Origin of the sequence: Pseudogemmobacter humi (genome assembly GCF_900609055.1) — a bacterium.
GTDB lineage: Bacteria > Pseudomonadota > Alphaproteobacteria > Rhodobacterales > Rhodobacteraceae > Pseudogemmobacter > Pseudogemmobacter humi.
Genome location: NZ_UXAW01000087.1, coordinates 18,053 through 37,376, shown reverse-complemented (window position 1 = coordinate 37,376; position 19,324 = coordinate 18,053). Strand labels below are relative to the sequence as shown.

General features: G+C 67.7%; 20 protein-coding genes. 11 read left to right on the top strand and 9 right to left on the bottom strand.

What is annotated here, in order from left to right:
• A complete protein-coding gene (locus tag XINFAN_RS15495) occupies nucleotides 1-273 on the top strand; it encodes a DUF2842 domain-containing protein (protein WP_124087774.1) in 273 nt (90 codons plus the stop codon).
• Nucleotides 274-384: 111 nt separating this feature from the next.
• Here the strand turns inward: XINFAN_RS15495 and XINFAN_RS15490 are convergent, their stop codons facing one another.
• The gene (locus tag XINFAN_RS15490) at nucleotides 385-2,925 is read right to left on the bottom strand and encodes a hypothetical protein (RefSeq protein ID WP_124087773.1); all 2,541 of its coding nucleotides are present in this window, start codon (nucleotides 2,923-2,925) and stop codon (nucleotides 385-387) included.
• Between the two features lie 135 nt (nucleotides 2,926-3,060).
• On the opposite strand from XINFAN_RS15490, the gene XINFAN_RS15485 reads away from it, so the two are divergent.
• On the top strand, nucleotides 3,061-3,729 hold the full coding sequence (locus tag XINFAN_RS15485; protein ID WP_124087772.1) for a thiamine diphosphokinase: 669 nt from the start codon (nucleotides 3,061-3,063) through the stop codon (nucleotides 3,727-3,729).
• Here XINFAN_RS15485 and XINFAN_RS15480 read toward each other — a convergent pair.
• Both XINFAN_RS15480 and XINFAN_RS15475 read right to left on the bottom strand, forming a co-directional pair.
• Nucleotides 3,726-4,637, bottom strand: coding sequence for a DMT family transporter (locus tag XINFAN_RS15480; RefSeq protein WP_233352245.1), 912 nt, complete (start codon nucleotides 4,635-4,637; stop codon nucleotides 3,726-3,728). The genes XINFAN_RS15485 and XINFAN_RS15480 overlap by 4 nt on opposite strands.
• 448 nt (nucleotides 4,638-5,085) lie before the next feature.
• Nucleotides 5,086-6,465: an L-serine ammonia-lyase gene (locus tag XINFAN_RS15475; protein ID WP_124087771.1), complete on the bottom strand. Its 1,380-nt coding sequence runs from the start codon at nucleotides 6,463-6,465 to the stop codon at nucleotides 5,086-5,088.
• A 329-nt stretch (nucleotides 6,466-6,794) separates the two neighbouring features.
• Between XINFAN_RS15475 and rpiA the strand changes: the two genes are divergently transcribed.
• From rpiA to XINFAN_RS15450, 5 genes are all read left to right on the top strand, one after another.
• A complete protein-coding gene (gene rpiA, locus XINFAN_RS15470) occupies nucleotides 6,795-7,580 on the top strand; it encodes a ribose-5-phosphate isomerase RpiA (RefSeq protein ID WP_124087770.1) in 786 nt (261 codons plus the stop codon).
• A 65-nt stretch (nucleotides 7,581-7,645) separates the two neighbouring features.
• Nucleotides 7,646-9,070, top strand: a complete 1,425-nt coding sequence (gorA, locus tag XINFAN_RS15465) for a glutathione-disulfide reductase (protein WP_124087769.1) — start codon at nucleotides 7,646-7,648, stop codon at nucleotides 9,068-9,070.
• Between the two features lie 99 nt (nucleotides 9,071-9,169).
• Complete coding sequence (gene hflK, locus XINFAN_RS15460) at nucleotides 9,170-10,387, top strand: FtsH protease activity modulator HflK (RefSeq protein WP_124087768.1); 1,218 nt, start codon at nucleotides 9,170-9,172, stop codon at nucleotides 10,385-10,387.
• Nucleotides 10,384-11,340 carry a protease modulator HflC gene (gene hflC, locus XINFAN_RS15455; RefSeq protein WP_124087767.1) on the top strand — a complete coding sequence of 319 codons (957 nt, stop codon included), beginning with the start codon at nucleotides 10,384-10,386 and terminating at the stop codon, nucleotides 11,338-11,340. The genes hflK and hflC overlap by 4 nt, the downstream gene beginning before the upstream one ends.
• A 557-nt stretch (nucleotides 11,341-11,897) precedes the next feature.
• Nucleotides 11,898-13,361, top strand: a complete 1,464-nt coding sequence (locus tag XINFAN_RS15450; protein WP_124087766.1) for a DegQ family serine endoprotease — start codon at nucleotides 11,898-11,900, stop codon at nucleotides 13,359-13,361.
• Between the two features lie 93 nt (nucleotides 13,362-13,454).
• Here XINFAN_RS15450 and XINFAN_RS15445 read toward each other — a convergent pair whose 3' ends face one another.
• Nucleotides 13,455-14,003, bottom strand: coding sequence for a peptidoglycan-binding domain-containing protein (locus tag XINFAN_RS15445; protein ID WP_124087765.1), 549 nt, complete (start codon nucleotides 14,001-14,003; stop codon nucleotides 13,455-13,457).
• Nucleotides 14,004-14,190: 187 nt separating this feature from the next.
• On the opposite strand from XINFAN_RS15445, the gene XINFAN_RS15440 reads away from it, so the two are divergent.
• A complete protein-coding gene (locus XINFAN_RS15440) occupies nucleotides 14,191-14,514 on the top strand; it encodes a 2Fe-2S iron-sulfur cluster-binding protein (protein WP_124087764.1) in 324 nt (107 codons plus the stop codon).
• 75 nt (nucleotides 14,515-14,589) lie between these two features.
• Here XINFAN_RS15440 and XINFAN_RS15435 read toward each other — a convergent pair whose 3' ends face one another.
• From XINFAN_RS15435 to XINFAN_RS15425, 3 genes are read right to left on the bottom strand one after another with little or no spacing between them, the layout of a single operon-like run.
• Nucleotides 14,590-15,021: a hypothetical protein gene (locus tag XINFAN_RS15435; protein ID WP_124087763.1), complete on the bottom strand. Its 432-nt coding sequence runs from the start codon at nucleotides 15,019-15,021 to the stop codon at nucleotides 14,590-14,592.
• Complete coding sequence (locus XINFAN_RS15430) at nucleotides 15,018-15,293, bottom strand: VOC family protein (RefSeq protein ID WP_124087762.1); 276 nt, start codon at nucleotides 15,291-15,293, stop codon at nucleotides 15,018-15,020. The genes XINFAN_RS15435 and XINFAN_RS15430 overlap by 4 nt, the downstream gene beginning before the upstream one ends.
• 3 nt (nucleotides 15,294-15,296) lie before the next feature.
• Nucleotides 15,297-16,499: a pyridoxal phosphate-dependent aminotransferase gene (locus XINFAN_RS15425; RefSeq protein ID WP_124087761.1), complete on the bottom strand. Its 1,203-nt coding sequence runs from the start codon at nucleotides 16,497-16,499 to the stop codon at nucleotides 15,297-15,299.
• Nucleotides 16,500-16,594: 95 nt separating this feature from the next.
• Here XINFAN_RS15425 and XINFAN_RS15420 point away from each other — a divergent pair, with 95 nt between their 5' ends.
• The 3 genes from XINFAN_RS15420 to XINFAN_RS15410 all read left to right on the top strand — a co-directional run bounded on the left by XINFAN_RS15420 (nucleotide 16,595) and on the right by XINFAN_RS15410 (nucleotide 17,973).
• Nucleotides 16,595-16,999 carry a helix-turn-helix domain-containing protein gene (locus XINFAN_RS15420; protein ID WP_124087760.1) on the top strand — a complete coding sequence of 135 codons (405 nt, stop codon included), beginning with the start codon at nucleotides 16,595-16,597 and terminating at the stop codon, nucleotides 16,997-16,999.
• Between the two features lie 4 nt (nucleotides 17,000-17,003).
• Entirely contained in the window at nucleotides 17,004-17,291 is a 288-nt protein-coding gene (locus tag XINFAN_RS15415) for an FAD assembly factor SdhE (RefSeq protein ID WP_124087759.1), read from the top strand.
• Nucleotides 17,292-17,475: 184 nt separating this feature from the next.
• The gene (locus XINFAN_RS15410) at nucleotides 17,476-17,973 is read left to right on the top strand and encodes a MarR family winged helix-turn-helix transcriptional regulator (protein ID WP_124087758.1); all 498 of its coding nucleotides are present in this window, start codon (nucleotides 17,476-17,478) and stop codon (nucleotides 17,971-17,973) included.
• A gap of 33 nt (nucleotides 17,974-18,006) precedes the next feature.
• On the opposite strand, the gene XINFAN_RS15405 is transcribed toward XINFAN_RS15410, so the two are convergent.
• Nucleotides 18,007-18,468, bottom strand: a complete 462-nt coding sequence (locus tag XINFAN_RS15405; RefSeq protein WP_124087757.1) for a DUF1178 family protein — start codon at nucleotides 18,466-18,468, stop codon at nucleotides 18,007-18,009.
• Between the two features lie 99 nt (nucleotides 18,469-18,567).
• Nucleotides 18,568-19,044, bottom strand: a complete 477-nt coding sequence (locus XINFAN_RS15400) for an NUDIX hydrolase (protein WP_124087756.1) — start codon at nucleotides 19,042-19,044, stop codon at nucleotides 18,568-18,570.
• Nucleotides 19,045-19,324: the final 280 nt, after the last annotated feature.

Below are 19,324 nucleotides of genomic sequence, written 5' to 3'. Positions count from 1 at the left end.
GTGGCGCTGAGTTACCGCGCAAGAAAACGGCTGGCGCTGGCGATCCTGGTCGTCGGCCTGCCGCTCTATATCGTGGTGACGCTGAACGTGATCGCCTGGGCCAACGACCGCTGGTGGCCAGGCCCGACGCAGCGGATGCCGTTCTGGGCCGAACTCGTGGTCTATGTCGGGCTCGGGCTGGTCTGGGCCTTGCCGTGCAAAGGGATCTTCCGCGGTATCGGCCAGCCCGACCCGGGTGTGGGACCGGACCGCGACGAAGCCGGAAGGCCCTGACGGCCCACGTCAGGGGGCGGCGCGGCAGGAAGCAGGCGCAGGAATTGAAAAGGCGGTGCGCCCCCGGGGGCCGCACCGCCTTTCTCGTAGCCCCCTTTCGGAGCGGCCAGCTCAGCCCGCGATCCTGCGCGCCTCGGCCAGCAGCGCCGAATCCTGCGGCAGCGCATACTGGCCGCGGCGCACCTTCTCGATCCGGCCCTCGCGCAACAGCGTGCCGAAGCTGCGCAGCCCGTCTTCGCGGCTGCGCAACTCGGCCGGATCGGCCGAGATCACCCGGCGCATCAGGAACGGGCGGGTGAAATGCTCACGGTTCTCGACGCAGATCGCATAGGCGGCGGCGGCTTCCAGCAGTTCGGGCAGTTCGCTCGCCCCGAGACGCTCGGCGAAGTCGAGGAAATCGCTGCTGTCGGAGAAGATGTTCTCATGCGCGGCGGCATCCTCGGCTTCGATGTCGAAAGCCTCGTCGGCGGCGTCGTCAGCGGTCTCGCCCGCCGGGGCTGCCATCGCCTCATCGGCGATCAGCATGCGCAGGGAGGCCGGAATCTGATCCTGCGCAAAGGCTTCGGAGAGCGCTTCGCTTTCCAGATAATCCTCATCCTCCAGATAGGACGAGGCGGCGACGGCCGTCGCGCCATGCACCAGCTGCGGGCGCGGCGCGGTTTCCTGGCGCAACGGCGCCCGGTCGATGCGCTGTTCCGAGACCAGCATCAGCGGCGCGGGACGTGCGGCGGCGGCATCGCCGGTGACCGCAGCAGAGGCCTCATGCGGGGCCTCGGCCCGGGCGCCGGGGCGCAGCGGGCGCACGGGACGTACCGGGCGCACCACCGAATGGGCCAGATCGGCGCGGTAGGCGCCTTCGCGCTGGTCGGAGTCGGGTTGCGCCACACCGGCCCGCCGGTCGGCGATGGTTGCCGCGACGGCGGCCTTGAGATGCTGGATCGCGGAGAGGCGACGCTGATTGTCGGCATCCGACATTTCGTCATCCGCCTGTTTCAGCAGCCGGTCGACATCCTCATCCGCGCCGCCCTGAGCGGAAGGGGCCACGGGCGAGGCCGGCGCTTCGGGGCCGGTATCGGCAGCCGCCGCCTCCGGCGCGGGCGCGGCATCGGCGGTCACATCGGCGCGGCGGATCCTGATCACCCGTGCACGGGCGCGTTCCAGCTTTTCGGCGACCGGCGCGGCCAGAGCATGCGCAGCCGCTTCCGGTGCGGCTTCGGCTTCGGCTGCGTCGGAGTGGTCCGCGTCGGGCAGATCCCCGGCGGCATCCTGCGCAAGGACTGGCTCTGCCTGGCCCGAGCCTTCGCTGTCCGGTGCCGGTTCCGCGGCAGCGGTGACATCGGCCTTCTCGATTTCGGCCAGTTCGGCGCGCAGTTCGGCGTCGATCTCCGGCGCGGCGGCGGGTTCGGTCTCGGCGAGCGGCGCGTCGGTCAATGCCCAGGCGGTTTCGTCCTCGTCAAAATCGGGATCGTCGGCGAAGGGGTCGAAAGCGGCTTCCGCAAAATCGCCGCCCGCACCGGCGGCATCCTTTGCCGGGGTGTCTCCGGCGAGGCTGGCGATCAGTTCGCCGATCTCGCCGTCGTCCGTCTCATCGGCAGGGGCGGCTTCCGCCGCAGGAACGGTTTCATCAGCGCCGAGCAGAGCGCCGAGGCGGTCCAGAACCGCGTCGTCCTCGTTTTTCGCGGCAAGGGGTTCTTCCGCCGCCGCGGCTTCAGGGGCGGCGGACAATTCTGCGGCAAGCTCACGCAATCCGGCCAGCGTTTCGGCGCCGGTGGGATGGGCGGCCTCGTCGGCGGCGAGGGCCATGTCATCCCCGGCGGTTTCCTCCGGCTCTGCCCCGGCGGTATCGGCGATGTCCTCGTCCGCCGCTGCGGCCGGATCGGCGTCGCCGGCCGCGGCCTGCGGCACGACGGGCTCGTCGTCCGCTTCCGCGAACACTCCGGCCAGTTGCACGTCGGGAAGGAAGGCGGTGGCATGTTCGTCTTCGAAATGCGCCTCGACAGCGGCTGCCGCGACCGGCGGCGCGGCCACAGCGCGGCGCAGCCGGGCGAGTTTGGCCGCCACCCCTTCTGGGATCGAATCGCGCAGGGCGGGCTGTGCGGGGGCGGGTTCCTCTTCCCCGAAGGCGGCGGGGGATCCGGCCACGGCCTCGTCGGTGGCAGCCTCTTCTGCGGCGGCCTCTTCCGGCGCCTCATCGGCCAGGGCCTCTTCGGTGCCGAAATCGGAATCCAGCGTCGCGGCCTGCATGTCTTCGCCCGCATCCGCGGGCTCTTCCATGGCGGGGGCGGCGTCTTCGGTCACGGTCTCAGCAGGGATTTCCGCCGCAGCCGCCGCTGGCGGCAGTTCCGTGGGCGGGGCGGGCGGCGCGGCGACCGCAGGCGGGGCCTCGCGCGCTTCCTGGTCTTTCGCGCGCAGAATCACGCTGTTGTCTTCGATTCGCGCTTCGACGCGGCGCTGGATCTCGCGCTCGGCGATCCGGTGCAGCATGGCCGCGTCGGGCTGCGGCGGCTCGGCCCCGAAGTAGCGGTCTTCCGCCGCAAGATCCCGGAAATATTCGGCAATCGCCCTCATCGTGTTGAAAGGATCGTCGAAACCTTCCAGCGTGCAGCTGAATGTCCCGTAGGAGACGGTCAGAATCTTGCTGGCACTGTTCATCGAAACGGACCTCTTACTTTCCATCACGGAAACCTTGCCTGGGCTTTGTTCGAATCCATGGACAGACCGGGGTAATTTGATGGATTGATTGTGGCCCGGTGCCAGGGATTTTGCCTTAATTCGAACAGTATCCGCATGAATCAGCCCATTGTCCAATACCCAGAAGGGGTGACTCTCGTCGGCGGCGGCCCGATTCTGCCGCGTGATCTGGCGCGGGCGCTGCGGCTGGCGCCCTGTCCGGTCGCGGCAGACGGCGGCGCCGACCGGCTGCTGGCGGCAGGCGTGATGCCCGAGGCGGTGATCGGTGATTTCGATTCGATCTCGGCGGCGGCGCTGGTGGCGATTCCTGCGGCGCGGCTGCATCCGATGGCAGAGCAGGACACCACCGATTTCGACAAGGCGCTGCGCTCTGTGCGGGCGGGGTTCATCCTGGCGCTCGGCTTTTCCGGGGCGCGGGCGGATCATGGGCTGGCGGTGATGAACAGTCTGGTGCGGCAGAGCGGGCGGCCCTGTATCGTGCTGGGCGAGCGGGATGTCAGCTTTGCGGTGCCGCCCGGGCCGCTGCGGCTGGCGCTGCGCCCCGGCGATCCGTTCTCGCTGTTTCCCTTCGCGCGGGTGACCGGGCGCAGCGAGGGGCTGGAATGGCCGCTCGACGGCCATGTCTTCGCGCCGGACGGCTTCATCGCCACCTCGAACCGGGTCAGCGCCCCCGAGGTGCGGCTCTGGCTCGACGGCCCCGGCATGGTGGCGATCCTGCCGCGCCGCCGGCTGCGCGCGGCGATCACGGCGGTGCGCAGCTTTTAAGCCGCCAGCGCGCGGGCGCGCATCGCCAGCCGCTCGCGCTGGATCAGATAGAGCCCCGAGCAGATGATGATCGCGATCCCGGTGAAGGTCAGCCGGTTCGGCAGATCGCCGAAAATCAGATAGCCGAGGATCACCGCCACGATGATCTCGAAATAGTGCAGGGGGCCGAGCGTGGCCGAGGGCGCGTATTTCAGCGCATAGGTCATGCACATATGGCTGATGCAGGCCCAGAAGCCGACGCCGGACAGCCAGAGCCAGCCGATGCCCTGCGGCGTCACCCAGTCCAGCGCCGCCACCGGCCCGTTGTAGAACAGCAAGAGCACCGGCAGGCAAAGCGCCACCCCGGCCCAGCTGGTGTGGAACTGCATGGCGACCGGATGCATGAAGGACGACATGCCGCGCGTGACCAGCATGTAGAAGGCAAAGCCGAAGGCGGTTCCCAAAGGCCAGAGCGCCATCGGCCCGAAGGCGGTCAGCGAGGGCTGGATGATCAGCAGCGCGCCGCCGAACCCGGCCGCGCAGGCGGCGATGCGGCGCGGGCCGACCTCATCCCCGAACAGGAAATACCCCATGATCAGCAGGATGAAGGGCTCGACGAAGGCCACGGCCAGCGCATCGGCGATCGGCATCACCGTCAGCCCCGAGACGAAGGAGAAGGTCGAGAACACCAGCAGGAAGGCGCGCAGGAACACAAGGCCAAGCGCGCGCGGCGAGAGGCTGAGCCGCAACCCCATCACCAGCACCACCGGCAGCATGATCGCGCCCTGCACGACGAATCGCGCCGCAGTGATGCTGCCGACCGGCAGCCCGGCCTGAGCCGCGAGTTTCGACGACACGTCGAGCAAGGGCGCGAGCGCGCAGAAGGCGAGCATCAGCATGATGCCGGGAAGGATACGGTCCTGGGTCATGAGCCATGGCTATCCGGGGCATCGGGGCGGCGCCATGCTGAAAGCGACGCCGATATGCCGCATTCAGCGGCAGAGGCCGCATGGCCCGCGCGATGTGACATAAGCGCGACCCTTACGGTGCGCCGCAGCACGGCCATGACCGCAAATCCCTGCGGAGGAATATGTGCGGCATTCGCGCTTGCGCCGGAGTGCCGTTCTCCGTCCGTCCGCGATGATCCGGGCTCCGCCGCATATCCTTATGGCAGGGCCGGTTATCGGAAAGCATTTGCCTCAGAAGGAAGAGGCCGGGGCAGAATTTGCGCGATGACGGCAAGGCGCGGGCAAGAGACCTGCCGGAGCAAGACATCGCAGACAAGCCCGTCGCAAGGGCGCCCCCGCTTGCCGGGGCCCCGCCCGCATTTCGCACGGTCCCGCGCAGGCGCGCGCCTGCGCCGGGCCATCGCGCGCCTCAGCAGTTCGGCACGTTGACCGCAAGGCCGCCGAGGCTGGTTTCCTTGTATTTCTCGTGCATGTCGTGGCCGGTCTGGCGCATGGTCTCGATACAGGCATCGAGGCTGACGAGATGGATCCCGTCTCCGCGCAGCGCCAGCGAGGCCGCCGAAACCGCCTTGATCGCGCCGAGGCCGTTCCTTTCGATACAGGGCACCTGGACGAGGCCCTTCACCGGATCGCAGGTCATGCCGAGGTGATGTTCCAGCGCGATCTCGGCGGCGTTTTCCACCTGTTCGGGCGTGCCGCCCAGCACGGCGCAAAGCCCCGCCGCCGCCATCGCCGCGGCCGAGCCGACCTCGGCCTGGCAGCCGCATTCCGCGCCCGAGATCGAGGCGTTGTGCTTGCACAAACCCCCGATGGCCGCGGCGGTCAGCAGGAAATCACCCACTTTCGTGGCCGAGGCGCCGGGAACATGGTCGAGCCAGTAGCGGATCACCGCGGGCACCACCCCCGCCGCGCCGTTCGTCGGCGCGGTGACGACCTGGCCGCCGGCCGCGTTCTCCTCGTTCACCGCCATGGCGTAGAGGCTCATCCAGTCGTTGATCGTATGCGGCGGGGCGAGGTTCAGCCCGCGCTCGGCGATGAGCGCCTCGTGGATGCCGCGGGCGCGGCGGCGCACCTTCAGCCCGCCGGGCAGGATGCCTTCCCCCTTCATGCCGCGGTCGATACACGCGCTCATCACCTCCCAGATCCGGTTGATCCCGCGGTCGATCTCTGCCGCCGTGCGCAGCTTCAGCTCGTTTTGCCGCTTCATCGCCGCGATCGACAGACCCGAGCGTTTCGCCATCTCCAGCATCTCGGCGGCTGTCTCGAACGGCCAGGGCACATCGGCCCGGCCGCGCGCCCCCCCGCTGGCAGCCTCGGCCAGTTCCGCCGCGGTCAGCACGAAACCGCCGCCGATGGAATACCAGGTTTCCTCAAGGATCACGTCGCCCTCGGCATCGGTCGCCTTCAGGATCATGCCGTTCGCATGGCCGGGCAGCGCCGGGCCGAAATCGAAGCTGAGATCCTTTTCCGGGTCGAAGGCCAGTTCCGGCAGACCCGGGGGCGTGACGGTCTTCGTCTCGCGGATCGCCGCAAGCGCGGCCTCGGCCTTGTCGTTGTCATAGGTTTCCGGCTGGAATCCGGCCAGCCCCAGCACGGTCGCGCGGTCGGTGGCATGGCCCACGCCGGTGAAGGCGAGCGAGCCGTGCAGCGAAGCCTTCAGCCCCTTCGGGTGAAAGGGCGAATGCCGCAACGTGTCGAGAAAGCGCCCGGCGGCCACCATCGGCCCCATCGTATGGCTGGAAGAGGGGCCGATCCCCACTTTGAACATGTCGAAGACGGAGAGGAACATTCCCGACCCTTGCTGTTGCGCGCGAGCGCCAGAATGACGCGGCGCTTCGTCACAGGTAAGCGCGAAAACGACCGAAGCAAAGACCGATGCGGCAGAGGCGATGGCAGGAGGCATCGAGCCTCCCGCCACCGCCTGCCTCCGGCGGGGATATTCAGAGACAGAAAATGAACAGGAGCGCACAGATCATTTTCTGTCTCTAAATATCCCGGGGGAGTCCGCGCGAAGGCGCGGACGGGGGCAGGGCCCCCTCTTTGCTACGGCAAAAGCCTTTTGCCCTTCGGGCGCGATTGCGCTAATCCCGGGGCATCCCGACCCAGCCGGAGCCTGCCATGCCCGCCGATCTGAACCCCATCGACAAGGCCAAATTCGTCGCCGCGAAACGCGCGGTGGATTTCGTCCAGGACGGCATGAAGCTCGGCCTCGGCACCGGCTCGACCGCGGCCTGGATGGTGCGCTGTCTGGCCGAAAGGGTGCGCGACGAGGGGCTGCGCGTCACCGGCGTTCCCACTTCGCGGCGCACGGCGGAACTGGCCACCAGCCTCGGGCTCGACGTGCGCACGCTGGATGAGGTGCGCTGGCTCGATCTGACCATCGACGGCGCCGACGAGTTCGATCCGAACCTGAACCTGATCAAGGGGGGCGGCGCCGCGCTGTTGCAGGAGAAGATCGTCGCCACCGCCTCGGATCAGATGATCGTGATCGCCGATGCCGCCAAGGAAGTCTCGCGGCTCGGCGCCTTCCCGCTGCCGGTCGAGGTGATTCCCTTCGGCTGGCAGACCACCAAAGCGCTGATCGAGGAAACCCTGGTCTCGATGGACGTTCTGAACCGCGAGGTGAGCCTGCGGATGAACGGCGAGCGCCCGCTGGTGACCGACGAGGCCAATCACATCCTCGATCTGCATCTGGGCCGGATCGGCAATCCGCGCCAGCTGGCGCTGGTGCTGAACCAGATCCCCGGCGTGGTCGAGAACGGGCTTTTCATCGACATCTGCGACATCGTGGTGATCGGCGAGCCGGACGGCAAGGTCTCGGTCCGCGACATCAACGCGGGCACGGTTCAGGACGACCAGATCCATTTCGCCCCCACCGACAACATCTTCGCCGATCCGGACTGAGCGCCAGGCTGGCCTTCCCGGGCGGGCTGTGGGATATCCTTGCACGCGCAAGGGAAGGGTAGGCCATGGCATTCGACTGCGATCTTTTCGTCATCGGCGGCGGCTCGGGCGGGGTGCGGGCGGCGCGGATGGCGGCGGCCGCCGGCGCGCGGGTGCAACTGGCCGAGGAAAGCCGCATGGGCGGCACCTGCGTGATCCGCGGCTGCGTGCCCAAGAAACTGATGGTCTTCGCCTCGGCCTTCCGCGAACTGCCGGGCGAGGCGCGCGCCTATGGCTGGGAGATCGCCGACGGCCGTTTCGACTGGCCCGCCTTCCGCACCGCGCTGCATACCGAGCTTGACCGGCTGGAAGCGGTCTACCGGCGGCTGCTCGACGGCTCGGGGGTGAAGATCCACGACGCCCGCGCGCGGCTGGCGGGTCCGCATGAGGTGGAGCTGGCAGATGGCAGCCGGATCAGCGCGAAACATATCCTGATCGCCACCGGCGGCCACCCCGAGCGCCCCGATCTGCCCGGCGCGCGCCATGGCATGGTCTCGGACGACGTGTTCGGGATGGAGGAACTGCCGGCGCGGATGCTGATCGTCGGCGGCGGCTTCATCGCCTGCGAGATGGCCTGCATCCTTCAGGGGCTCGGCGTCGAGGTCACCCAGTTCTACCGCGGCGCGCAGATCCTGCGCGGCTTTGATGACGAGGCGCGGGGCCTCGTGGCCGAGGCGATGCGCGCGCACGGCATCAATCTGCGGCTTGGCGCCAATGTCGTGGCGCTTGGCCCGGCCGGATCCCTGGGCGACGGGATGGAGGCGCCGCAATCCGAGACCGCGCTTTCCCCGCATCAGCCGCCCGCGAGCGGCCCTTATGCGGTGCGCTCGACCACCGGCGAATTGTGCGAGGTGGATGCGGTGCTGTTCGCCACCGGGCGGCGGCCCAATACCGCGGGCCTCGGGCTGGAGGATCTGGGTGTGAAGCTGGGCCGCAAGGGGGAGATCGTCGTCGATCAATACAGCCAGACCGCGGTGCCCTCGGTCTATGCCATCGGCGATGTCACCGACCGGGTGAACCTGACCCCGGTCGCGATCCGCGAGGGCATGGCTTTTGTCCGCACCGTCTTTGAGGGCGTGCCGACGCCGGTCGATCACGAGCTGATCCCCTCGGCGGTCTTCACCCAGCCCGAACTCGGCACCATAGGCCTGACCGAAGAGGCCGCGCGCGAGCAGGAGCCGGTCGAGGTCTATGCGACCAGCTTCCGCCCGATGCGCACGGCCTTTGCCGGATCCGACGCGCGGGTGCTGATGAAGCTGATCGTTTCCCAGGCCACGCGCCGGGTTCTTGGCTGCCATATCGTCGCCCCCGAGGCGGGCGAGATGATCCAGCTTGCGGCCATCGCGGTGAAGATGGGCGCCACCAAAGAGGATTTCGACCGCACCGTGGCGGTGCATCCGACCATGGCCGAAGAGCTGGTCACGATGCGAAGCCCGGTGCGCAAGGGCTGAAAACCGGCCACAGACGCGGGGTTGCGGCCAAAGGGCGGCTTGAAATCCCCGGCCGGATGCACAATTCAGGCAGCAGTATTACGAGAGAAGGACGGTTCGATGGCAGGAGGTCCCTGGGGCGGAGGCGGCGGTGGCGACGAGGGCCGCGGCGGCAATCGCGGTTCTGACGACGACGGACGCCGCGGCGCGAACAACGGCGGCGGTCGCCGCCCGGGCGAGGGCGGGCCGCAGATCCCCGAGATCGACGAGATCATGCGCAAGGGCCAGGAGCAGCTTCGCGTGCTGATGGGCGGGCGCGGCGGCCGCAGCGGCGGGCCGCGCGGCCCCCAGGGCGGCGGCATCGGCCCGGTCTTCTCGAAGCAGGGCCTTGCGCTCGGGGCGCTGGCGGTGGTCGCGGCCTGGGCCTTCCTGTCCTTCTATACCGTGCGGCCGGAAGAACGCTCGGTCGAGCTGTTCCTCGGCGAGGCGTCGGGCGTCGGCAATCCCGGCCTGAACTTCGCGCCCTGGCCCGTTGTGACCTATGAGAAGGTCCAGGTGACCGGCGAGCGCACCGCCGATATCGGCGCGGCCGACGGCAATACCGGCGCGCTGATGCTGACGCGCGATCAGAACATCGTCGACATCGGCTTCCAGGTGGTCTGGAACATCTCGGACCCCGAGGCCTACCTGTTCAACCTCGCCGATCCCGAAGAGACGATCCGCGCGGTCTCGGAATCGGCGATGCGCGACATCATCGCGCGTTCGGAACTGTCGCCGATCCTCAACCGCGACCGCGGCGCCATCGCCGCCGATCTGCGGGTGGCGGTGCAGAGCACGCTCGACAGCTACAACGCCGGCATTCAGGTGATCCGCGTCAACCTGCGCCGCGCCCAGCCCCCGGCCGATGTGGCCGCCGCCTTCCGCGCCGTGCAGGACGCCCAGCAGGAACGCGACCGGCTGGAGAAAGAGGCCGACGGCTACGCCAACCGCGTGACCGCCGGCGCCCGGGGTGAGGCCGCGCGCCTGACCGAAGAGGCCGAGGCCTACCGCGCCAATGCGGTGAACTCGGCCGAGGGCGAGGCCGCGCGCTTCCTCTCGGTCTATGAGGAATATGTGAAGGCGCCGGAAATCACCCGCCGCCGCCTTTATCTGGAAACCATGGAACGGGTCTATGGCGGGATGAACAAGGTGATCCTCGATGGCGTCACCGGAGGCGAGAACGGCCAGGGCGTGCTGCCCTTCCTGCCGTTGAACGAACTCGGGCGCGGGTCTTCCGCCGCCCCCGCCGCCCCCGCAGCCGGGGCACCTGCCGCCGCTTCCGCAGGAGGGACCAACTGATGCGCGCGATCTATGTGATTCCCGTGATCGTCGCGGTGCTGGTGACGGCGCTCTCTTCGGTCTTCATCGTCGACGAGCGCAAGAAGGCGCTGGTGCTGCAATTCGGCCAGGTCCGCCAGATCAAGGAAGATGCCGGGCTCGGCTTCAAGATGCCCTTCATCCAGGAAGTGGTCTATTACGAGGACCGCATCCTCGGGCTTCAGACCGCGCCGATCGAAGTGACGCTGCTTTCGGACCGTCGCCTCGTGGTGGACGCTTTCGCGCGCTGGCGCATCGTCAATCTGGCGGCCTTCCGTGGCGCGGTTGCCGCCGGCGGCGAAGATCGCGCCCAGGTGCTGCTGAACAACATCCTGCAACAGGCGATCCCCGAGGTGCTCGGCAAGACCACCCAGGACCGCGTGCTCAGCCAGGACCGCACCGGGCTGATGAACGAGATCCGCGACATCGCCCGGCGCGAGGCGCAGGCGCTCGGGGTCGAGGTGATCGACGTGCGGCTGACCCGGACTGACCTGCCCGAGCAGAACCTTGCGGCGACCTTCGCCCGGATGCGGGCCGAACGCGAGCGCGAGGCCGCCGACGAGATCGCCCGCGGCGGCGAGGCGGCGCAGCGCGTGCGCGCGGCAGCCGACCGGACGGTGGTCGAGGAAACCTCCTTCGCGCGCCGTCAGGCCGAGGTGATCCGCGGTGAGGCCGATGCCGAGCGGAACTCGATCCTTGCCGAAGCCTATGGCCAGAATCCCGAATTCTTCGCCTTCATCCGCTCGCTCAACGCCTATGAGGTTTCGCTGCGGGGACAGAATTCCTCGATCGTGATGCAGCCCGACAGCCAGTTCTTCGAATATCTGCGCGCGCCGGGCGAAGTCGGGCCGATCCCGGAGCCCGCCGCCGCCCCTGCCGAAGGCGCCGCGGCGCCGGAGCCTGCGGAACCCGCCGCCCCGGCCGAAGGCCAGTAAGCGGCAAAAGCTCTGAAACAAAGCGGCCGGCGGGAACGCCGGCCGCTTTCTCTTTTCGTCCGTCACCGCGCCGCGCCTGACCTTCCGATTCTGACCGCCGCACCCAGTTCCATATCTTTCCCGCCAAGTCCTTTCATCCTGACACAAATACCCCCGCCGGAGGCAGCCACGGCTTCCGCCCGGGATGCGGGCAGCCCTTGCCCCCGGGCAGCAAAAGGCCCGCGGCCCCTGGGTATCCGCTCTGCTGCAAGCTCTCCGGAGATCCTCGCCAAAGGGCTCTCGCAGCACCGTTTCCTGCGCCCGCGCATGGCCGGATTACCCCGGCCAGGCTCCCGGCGGCTTCCGCCGCACGCGGGGTCTTTCACGAAACCCCGCCCCGGGATCAAAAGCGTTCACGCGGCTTTGACGGGCCGCGACAGGGTTTGCATTGTGCGCGGCTTTCGCTCACTGTTTTCTCGGTGTCGAACCGGGCCGCCCGCCGGGGCGCGTTGAACCCCGTTCTCGCGAACCGGACCGAACCAGACCGGCGCGGACCGCATGACCAAAGGAGACCCGACTTGTCCCGCATCGCCCCTCTGCGCCGTTCTCCCGCTGCCCGGCTGAGAAACGGCACCCTTCTGGCCCTCGCGCTCGGCGCGGGGCTGGCCTTCGCCGCGCCTGCGCCGGTGCTGGCCTTCGCGCCCCCGGAAAGTTTCGCCGAACTGGCCGAGCAGATCAGCCCTTCGGTGGTGAACATCACCACGGCCTCGGTGGTCTCGCGTCCCTCGGACGGCGGGCCGGTGGTGCCCGAGGGCAGCCCGCTTGAGGATTTCTTCCGCGATTTCGGCGGCCCCGGCGATCGCGGTCCGCAGCGCTCCGAGGCGCTCGGCTCGGGCTTCGTGATCTCGGAAGACGGCTATATCGTCACCAACAACCATGTGATCGAAGGCGCCGACGAGATCACCATCGAATTCTTCGGCGGCGAGAAACTGCCCGCCAAAGTGGTGGGCACCGACAAACAGACCGATATCGCTCTGCTCAAGGTCGAGGCGCCGCGGCCCTTGCCCTTCGTCGCCTTCGGGAATTCCGATCTCGCCCGGGTGGGGGACTGGGTGGTCGCCATGGGCAACCCGCTGGGCCAGGGCTTCTCGGTCTCGGCCGGGATCGTCTCGGCCAGGAACCGCGAGCTTTCCGGCACCTATGACGATTATCTCCAGACCGACGCCGCCATCAACCGCGGCAATTCCGGCGGGCCGCTGTTCAACATGGCGGGTGAGGTGATCGGGGTGAACACCGCGATTCTCTCGCCCAACGGCGGCTCGATCGGCATCGGCTTCTCGATGGCCTCGAATGTCGTCACCAAGGTCGTCGATCAGCTGAAAGAGTTTGGCGAGACCCGGCGCGGCTGGCTCGGGGTGCGCATCCAGGACGTGACCCCGGATATCGCCGAGGCCATGGGGCTTGAGGCGGCGCAGGGCGCGCTGGTCACCGATGTGCCGGACGGGCCGTCGAAGGATGCGGGCATCCTCGCGGGCGACGTGATCCAGAGTTTCAACGGCCAGGATATACGCAGCGCGGGCGATCTGACCCGCCGGGTGGCCGATGCCCCGGTGGGCGAGGCGGTGCCGGTCGTGGTGCTGCGCGAGGGCGCGACCGAGACGCTGACCATCACCCTGGGGCGGCGCGAAGAGGCCGAGGGGGTGAGCACGCCCTCGGGCGGCGCGCGTCCGGGCCAGGAACAGGGCCAGCTCGAACTTCTCGGTCTGACCCTGGCGCCGCTGAGCGAGGGTCTGCGCAACCAATATGGGTTGCCGGCCGATGCCGAGGGCCTCGTGATCACCAAAGTCGATCAGGCGGCCGAGGCCTGGACCAAGGGCCTGCGCGAGGGCGATGTCATCACCGAGGTCAGCCAGCAGAAGATCTCCCGGCTTCAGGATCTGCAGGACCGGATCGGGGATGCGAAGAAGGCGGGCCGGAAATCGGTTCTCCTGCGCTACAGCCGCGGCGGCGATCTGCGCTTCGTGGCGCTGCTGGTGAACTGAGCCGGAAACGGCGGCGCGGGGGCGGCGGGCAGGATCCGCCGCCCTTTGCTATTGCGGCCGCAGAACGCCGGAGGCAGGCGGGGGCGGTGTGCTTCAGAAGCTGCCGCGACCGGCGGCGATCAGGCCGAGTTCGCGCGCCGCCGCCAGCGACAGGTGATCGCTGTCGAGCCCGCGGCTTTGCTGCCAGCGCCGCAGCGCCGCGCGGGTGGGGCCGTCCATGCTGCCGGTCAGCGGCTGGAGATAGAGACCCCGGGCTTTCAGCGCGCGTTGCAGCGTGGCGATGAATTCGGGCGTCATCTGTTCGGGGCAGGGACTGCGGAACCAGACCGTGCCGCGGTCCTGGATGATGCGCTGGCGGGCTTCAGAGCTGAACACCGCCGGAGTGGTGATCTTCCCGGCCTCGTCGCGGATCCCGGGTGAGATCAGGATCTGGTCGGTGACGGTCTCGATCACCGCGGGGCGGATGTCGGACTGCCAGCAGGCGCCCTCGGGGCCTTTCGGGGGGCCGGGCTTTCCCTTCAGATCGACGATCTCGGCCGAGAAATCGGCACGCGCCGGCAGTTCGGGCGCCCCCGCGGGTTGGCAGGCCGCAAGCACCAGGACGGCCAGTGCTGCCGCGCAGGGTCGGGAAAAAGGGATCATCCGTTCGCGCTCGGACCTGTTGCGCCGGGAACCGGCTTTGCTGATCCGCGGGAATTTAGCGGCAACCGCGCGGCAGCGGAAGGGGGCAGATCGGCCGCGCTCCGGCTGCGGCACGCCGCCTCTGGCAAAGCGGGGAAATCTGACTTATGTCCCTTTGGGAATGCTCAAGGCGGATCCGGGGACGGGAATGGCGAAGATCACCTATGTCGAATTCAGCGGCAAACGGCACGATGTCGAGGTGCCGAACGGTCTGACCGTGATGGAAGGCGCGCGCGACAACGGCATCCCCGGGATCGAGGCCGATTGCGGCGGCGCCTGCGCCTGTTCCACCTGCCATGTCTATATCGATGCCGACTGGGTGGAGAAACTGCCCGCGAAGGATCCGATGGAAGAGGACATGCTGGATTTCGCCTGGAATCCCGATCCGGTCCGCTCGCGTCTGACCTGCCAGCTCAAGGTCACTCCGACGATGGACGGTCTGGTGGTGCATATGCCCGAAAAGCAGATCTGACGGCGGATCGGCGCGGCACAAAGATTTTTCTGAAAATCTTTGCAATTTTCTTTGAAGAAAATTGAACGGAATTTTTCAAAATTCCGGGTTCCCCGCCGCAGCCTCATCGCCTTTCGTCAGCCGTTCGGCCTTCCTGCGCACCAGCACCATGCGCAGATCGTGCATCGCAAGCAGCAGCGTGTCGGTCACCGCGTCGAGCTGCGCCTCGCTTGCGCGCGACTGCACCCATTGCGCGGTCAGGTTCAGATGATCCACCGCGCGCAGGATGTCGTCCACCTCGCGACCCTCCAGCAGCGCGCGGCGCTCTTTCAGCCAGGTTTCGATGGCGCTCAGATCGGCGGGGGTCAGAGGGCGCTCACCATGCGGGCGGATATTGCCGTTGCGCACGTTGACGGTGGCGATTTCCTCGAATTCGATCCGGCGCTGGCGGTTCGCGGTATCGACGCGGAACACCGCCGCGCCGTTCTCGCGGATGCGGAAGTAATAGTCGGGCAGGCTTTCGCTCATCCGGTATCCCTGTTCTCGATCACCCGTAAAAGCAAGCCCTCGGCATCGGCCAGCGCGAATATCCCCGGCCCCCCTTCCGGCCGGAAGAAGCGGGTCAGCCGCGGAATCGCATGGCAGTTTTCCGCCGGGCCGGCCGCAGGCCATTCTGGCAGCAGCGCGTCGGGATCGTCCAGCCGGATCCCGGCCGAAAACCGGCTTTTCCGCGGGCTCAGAGCCGGAGGCGCCGCGAAATCGTGCGAAGGCAGGGTGGCGGTGATCCGGTCCGCCGCCATCCGTCAGACCAGCGAGGCGCAGAAGCGCTGGATGCGGGCGCAGGCCTCGCGCAGCACCTCGTCCGAAGTGGCGTAGCTGACGCGGAAGTTCGGGCTGAGGCCGAAGGCCGCGCCGAACACCACGGCGACCCCGGTTTCCTCCAGCAGCGCGGTGGCGAAGATCTCGTCATTGGTGATGACCACGCCGCCCGGCGTCGCCTTGCCGATGCAGCCCGAGATATCGGGGTAGACATAGAAGGCGCCCTCGGGCGTCGGGCAGGTGATTCCCTTCGCCTGGTTCAGCATCGAGACCACCAGGTCGCGGCGTTTCTGAAAGGCGGCGCGGAATTCGGGCAGGAAATCCTGCGGCCCCGAGAGGGCTTCGAGCGCGGCCCACTGGCTGATCGAACAGGTGTTCGAGGTGGATTGCGACTGCACCGTGCCCATGGCCCTGATCAGCGCCACCGGCCCGCCGGCATAGCCGATGCGCCAGCCCGTCATCGCATAGGCCTTGGAGACGCCGTTGCAGGTGAGGGTGCGCTCATAGAGCCCCGGCTCGATCTGGGCCGGGGTGCAGAACTGAAAATCGTCGAACACCAGATGTTCATACATGTCGTCCGACATCACCCAGACCTGCGGGTGGCGCATCAGCACGTCGGTCAGCGCTTTCAGCTCGTCCCTCGTATAGCCCGCCCCGGTCGGGTTCGAAGGCGAGTTGAAGATGAACCATTTGGTTTTGGGCGTGATCGCGGCTTCCAGCTGGTCGGGCGTCAGTTTGAAGTTCGTCTCCAGCCCGGCCACCACCGGCACCGGCGTGCCGCCCGCGAGCAGCACCATATCGGGGTAGCTGACCCAATAGGGCGCAGGGATGATCACCTCATCGCCCGGATTCAGCGTGGCAACCAGCGCGTTGAACAGGATTTGCTTGCCGCCGGTGCCGACGGTGATCTGCTGCGGCGTATAGGTCAGCCCGTTTTCCTTCAGGAATTTCGCGCAGATCGCGGCTTTCAGCTCGGGGATGCCGTCCACCGCGGTATAGCGGGTTTTCCCGGCGTCGATCGCCCGTTTGGCGGCCTCGCGGATGTTTTCCGGCGTGTCGAAATCCGGCTCGCCCGCGCCCAGCCCGATCACGTCCTTGCCCGCCGCCGCCAGCTCGCGCGCCTTGTTGGTCACCGCGATCGTGGCCGAGGGTTTCACGCGCGAGAGAGTGTCGGAGAGGAAGGCCATATCGGGGCTCCGGGGGATGATTTGCGTTTTTCGGCTCAAGGTCTTAGGCTCGCCCCCCCGTTCATACAAGCGATATCGGACAAAGGAGAGGCAGGATGGCGGAAAGCGGCGAAAGTGCAGGTGCGGACTGGTTCGGCGCCGAAGTGGCGACCTTCGGCGACCGGCTGGCGGGCGCGCGCGAGGCGGCGGGACTGAGCCAGGAGGATCTGGCGCAAAGGCTGGGGGTGCGGCTGACCACGCTCCAGGCCTGGGAGGACGACATGGCCGAGCCGCGCGGCAACCGGTTGCAGATGCTGGCGGGGCTGCTGAACGTCTCGCTGACCTGGCTTCTGACGGCCGAGGGCGACGGGCTGGCCGCACCGGACGAGGGCGCGGGCCGCGCGCCGCAGATCCGCGCGGCTCTGGCCGAGCTGTCGCGGCTGCGGCTGCGCGCGGCAGAGCTTGCGCAGGAGGCGCAGAGCGTGGAAAACCGCCTCAGGCAGGCGCTGGCAGAGGGGTGAGGCGATGAGGGAAGGGGCGGTTCCGGGCGAGAGCCACGAGGCGCGGCTGAAGCGGATGCGGATCCGCAGCTGGCGGCGCGGCATCAAGGAGATGGATCTCGTTCTCGGCCCCTTCGCCGATGCCCGGCTGGCGGATCTGGATGCGGGCGACCTCGATCTCTACGACCGGCTGCTGGCCGAGAACGATCAGGATCTGCTGACCTGGGTGCTTGGCACCGTGCCCGCGCCGGACTGGGCCGCGCTCTTGCTGAGCGGGATCGCGGATTTCGCCCGGACCCGGCTGGCGGGCTGACCGGGCCGCTCATCGGTCTTCACAGACCTCTTCGCCTGCGATGACGCCCGTAAGGGAGGAAGAGCGCCGGCCGGGGCCTTTTCGTTCTGCAAAGAGAAGAAACGCCATAAAATCGTTTCGAGTTTACGGAATGTTTGCGCTTTGTGCCGATTCTGCCCCTGTCTGCAACACAGGCGGAGCAATCATGTCCCTCCATCAACCCGTTCTCGATGGCGCGCAGAAAGCGTTCCTCTCCTGTTATCTCGACAACCTTTCGCTGGTAGAACGCCTGCACAGGTTGCTGCTCGACGTCATCAAGGACGAGTTCGAGCGTCTGCGCGTGCTTGAGGTCAATCCGGTCCAGGCGCTTCTGCTGTTCAACGTCGGCGACAACGAGGTCACCGCCGGCGAGCTGAAATCGCGCGGCTACTACCAGGGCTCGAATGTGAGCTACAACCTCAGGAAGCTGGTCGATCTGGGCTATATGCACCACCAGCGGTCCGAGATCGACCGCCGTTCGGTGCGGGTGAAGCTGACCGAAAAGGGCCGGGTGCTGCGTGATCAGGTCTCCGGCCTGTTCCGCCGCCATGCCGAGGGGCTGGAAAAGCGCGGCGTGATCGACGTGAACGGCATGGACGAGATCAACATCTCGCTGCGCCGGATGGAGCGGTTCTGGACCGAACAGATCCGCTATATCTATTGAAGCCGGCGGGGCGCGCCGTATGCGGCGGGGCGGTCAGTTCGCCCTGCGGCGCGGCAGGAAGGGCAGCGGGGCGACCTTTACCCCGTCCTCAATCAGCCGGCGTGCCTCGTCGGGTTTCGCTTCGCCGTAGATCGCGCGCTCAGGGGAATCGCCGTCATGGATCCGCCTCGCCTCGCTGGCGAAATTCATGCCGACATATTCTGAATTTTCCTCGACATGACGGCGCATCGCGGCAAGCGTCTGTTCCAGCGCCGTCGCCTCGCCGCTCAGCGAGGGGGCAGGCGCCCCTCCTTCGGCGCTGCGGGGTTCGGCCCGCGCTTCGGCCTTCCGGCCCGGCCGGACCGCAGGCAGCATGAGCGTCTTTTCTACCCTGGGGCTGCCGCAGATCGCACAGGCAAGCTGTCCCGCTTTCGACAGGCTGTCGAAGGCCGCCGCGCCCGCGAACCAGCTTTCGAACTCATGCCCTGCCTCGCAGCGCAGCGAATAGCGGATCATAGCAGCCACCCTTTTGCCGATGCGAAAGGCGCATGGCACACGCCGGGGAAGCTAGTCATTCCCGCGCCGCGGTCAAGCCATCCGCGAAAGCCCCCGCGCTCAGTCCTGCGGGTCGTTTTCTCCCCCCGGCGCCGCGGCGAAGGCGAGGATCAGGTCGCGCAATTCCGGCTCGGCCACCTTGCGCGCCGCCTTCTCGGGGCTGAACCATTTGCGGCGGCGCTGGCGGCGTTCGGGAAAATTCCCGGCCAGACCCTGCACCTGCAACGGAAAGACCTGAACCTCGCAGGGCAGGGCATCCGCGCGGCGCAGCAGTTTGTCATAACTGTAGCGGCCGAAGGCTTCCGGCTCGGCCTCGCCGGTGACGCCGGCTTCCTCCCAGGCCTCCTGGGCGGCGGCCTCAGAAGGGCTGAGACCCTTCATCGGCCAACCCTTGGGCAGGATCCAGCGCCCGGTGTCGCGGCTGGTGATCAGAAGGATCTGCCGCCCGCCCGTGGAATCCGCCCGCCAGCACAAAGCCGCGAACTGCCTGCCCGATGCCTCGTCGCCCGAGGCGGAAATCCTGACCTGATTGTTCATACCCGCACCATCCGCTCCTTTCGGGCCCGCGCAGCCTGGCCCCGGAGTCTTGACTCAAGTTTCTGTCCGATCGTTTCTGCTCGCCTGTATATATAGGTGAGTTTGACATCATACTGATATGAATGACAGCAATTTTACCCGATTCAGGGGGTAAACCGGGCGGATGAGGCGCAAAGCGCACGATATGGCCTCTGGCTGGCCCGGCGGAGGGCGATAAGGCGGCTGTTTCCGCCGGAAGAGATCCGGCCGTTTCCCGCCACCTCAGGCGCCCCAGGCGATG

What these genes read in the sequence shown, in the direction of transcription:
- XINFAN_RS15490 (WP_124087773.1), bottom strand. Translation starts at nt 2,925, where the DNA reads ATGAACAGTGCCAGCAAGATTCTGACCGTCTCCTACGGGACATTCAGC.
- XINFAN_RS15485 (WP_124087772.1), top strand. Translation starts at nt 3,061, where the DNA reads ATGAATCAGCCCATTGTCCAATACCCAGAAGGGGTGACTCTCGTCGGC.
- XINFAN_RS15480 (WP_233352245.1), bottom strand. Translation starts at nt 4,637, where the DNA reads ATGACCCAGGACCGTATCCTTCCCGGCATCATGCTGATGCTCGCCTTC.
- XINFAN_RS15475 (WP_124087771.1), bottom strand. Translation starts at nt 6,465, where the DNA reads ATGTTCCTCTCCGTCTTCGACATGTTCAAAGTGGGGATCGGCCCCTCT.
- rpiA (WP_124087770.1), top strand. Translation starts at nt 6,795, where the DNA reads ATGCCCGCCGATCTGAACCCCATCGACAAGGCCAAATTCGTCGCCGCG.
- gorA (WP_124087769.1), top strand. Translation starts at nt 7,646, where the DNA reads ATGGCATTCGACTGCGATCTTTTCGTCATCGGCGGCGGCTCGGGCGGG.
- hflK (WP_124087768.1), top strand. Translation starts at nt 9,170, where the DNA reads ATGGCAGGAGGTCCCTGGGGCGGAGGCGGCGGTGGCGACGAGGGCCGC.
- XINFAN_RS15445 (WP_124087765.1), bottom strand. Translation starts at nt 14,003, where the DNA reads ATGATCCCTTTTTCCCGACCCTGCGCGGCAGCACTGGCCGTCCTGGTG.
- XINFAN_RS15440 (WP_124087764.1), top strand. Translation starts at nt 14,191, where the DNA reads ATGGCGAAGATCACCTATGTCGAATTCAGCGGCAAACGGCACGATGTC.
- XINFAN_RS15435 (WP_124087763.1), bottom strand. Translation starts at nt 15,021, where the DNA reads ATGAGCGAAAGCCTGCCCGACTATTACTTCCGCATCCGCGAGAACGGC.
- XINFAN_RS15430 (WP_124087762.1), bottom strand. Translation starts at nt 15,293, where the DNA reads ATGGCGGCGGACCGGATCACCGCCACCCTGCCTTCGCACGATTTCGCG.
- XINFAN_RS15425 (WP_124087761.1), bottom strand. Translation starts at nt 16,499, where the DNA reads ATGGCCTTCCTCTCCGACACTCTCTCGCGCGTGAAACCCTCGGCCACG.
- XINFAN_RS15420 (WP_124087760.1), top strand. Translation starts at nt 16,595, where the DNA reads ATGGCGGAAAGCGGCGAAAGTGCAGGTGCGGACTGGTTCGGCGCCGAA.
- XINFAN_RS15415 (WP_124087759.1), top strand. Translation starts at nt 17,004, where the DNA reads ATGAGGGAAGGGGCGGTTCCGGGCGAGAGCCACGAGGCGCGGCTGAAG.
- XINFAN_RS15410 (WP_124087758.1), top strand. Translation starts at nt 17,476, where the DNA reads ATGTCCCTCCATCAACCCGTTCTCGATGGCGCGCAGAAAGCGTTCCTC.
- XINFAN_RS15405 (WP_124087757.1), bottom strand. Translation starts at nt 18,468, where the DNA reads ATGATCCGCTATTCGCTGCGCTGCGAGGCAGGGCATGAGTTCGAAAGC.
- XINFAN_RS15400 (WP_124087756.1), bottom strand. Translation starts at nt 19,044, where the DNA reads ATGAACAATCAGGTCAGGATTTCCGCCTCGGGCGACGAGGCATCGGGC.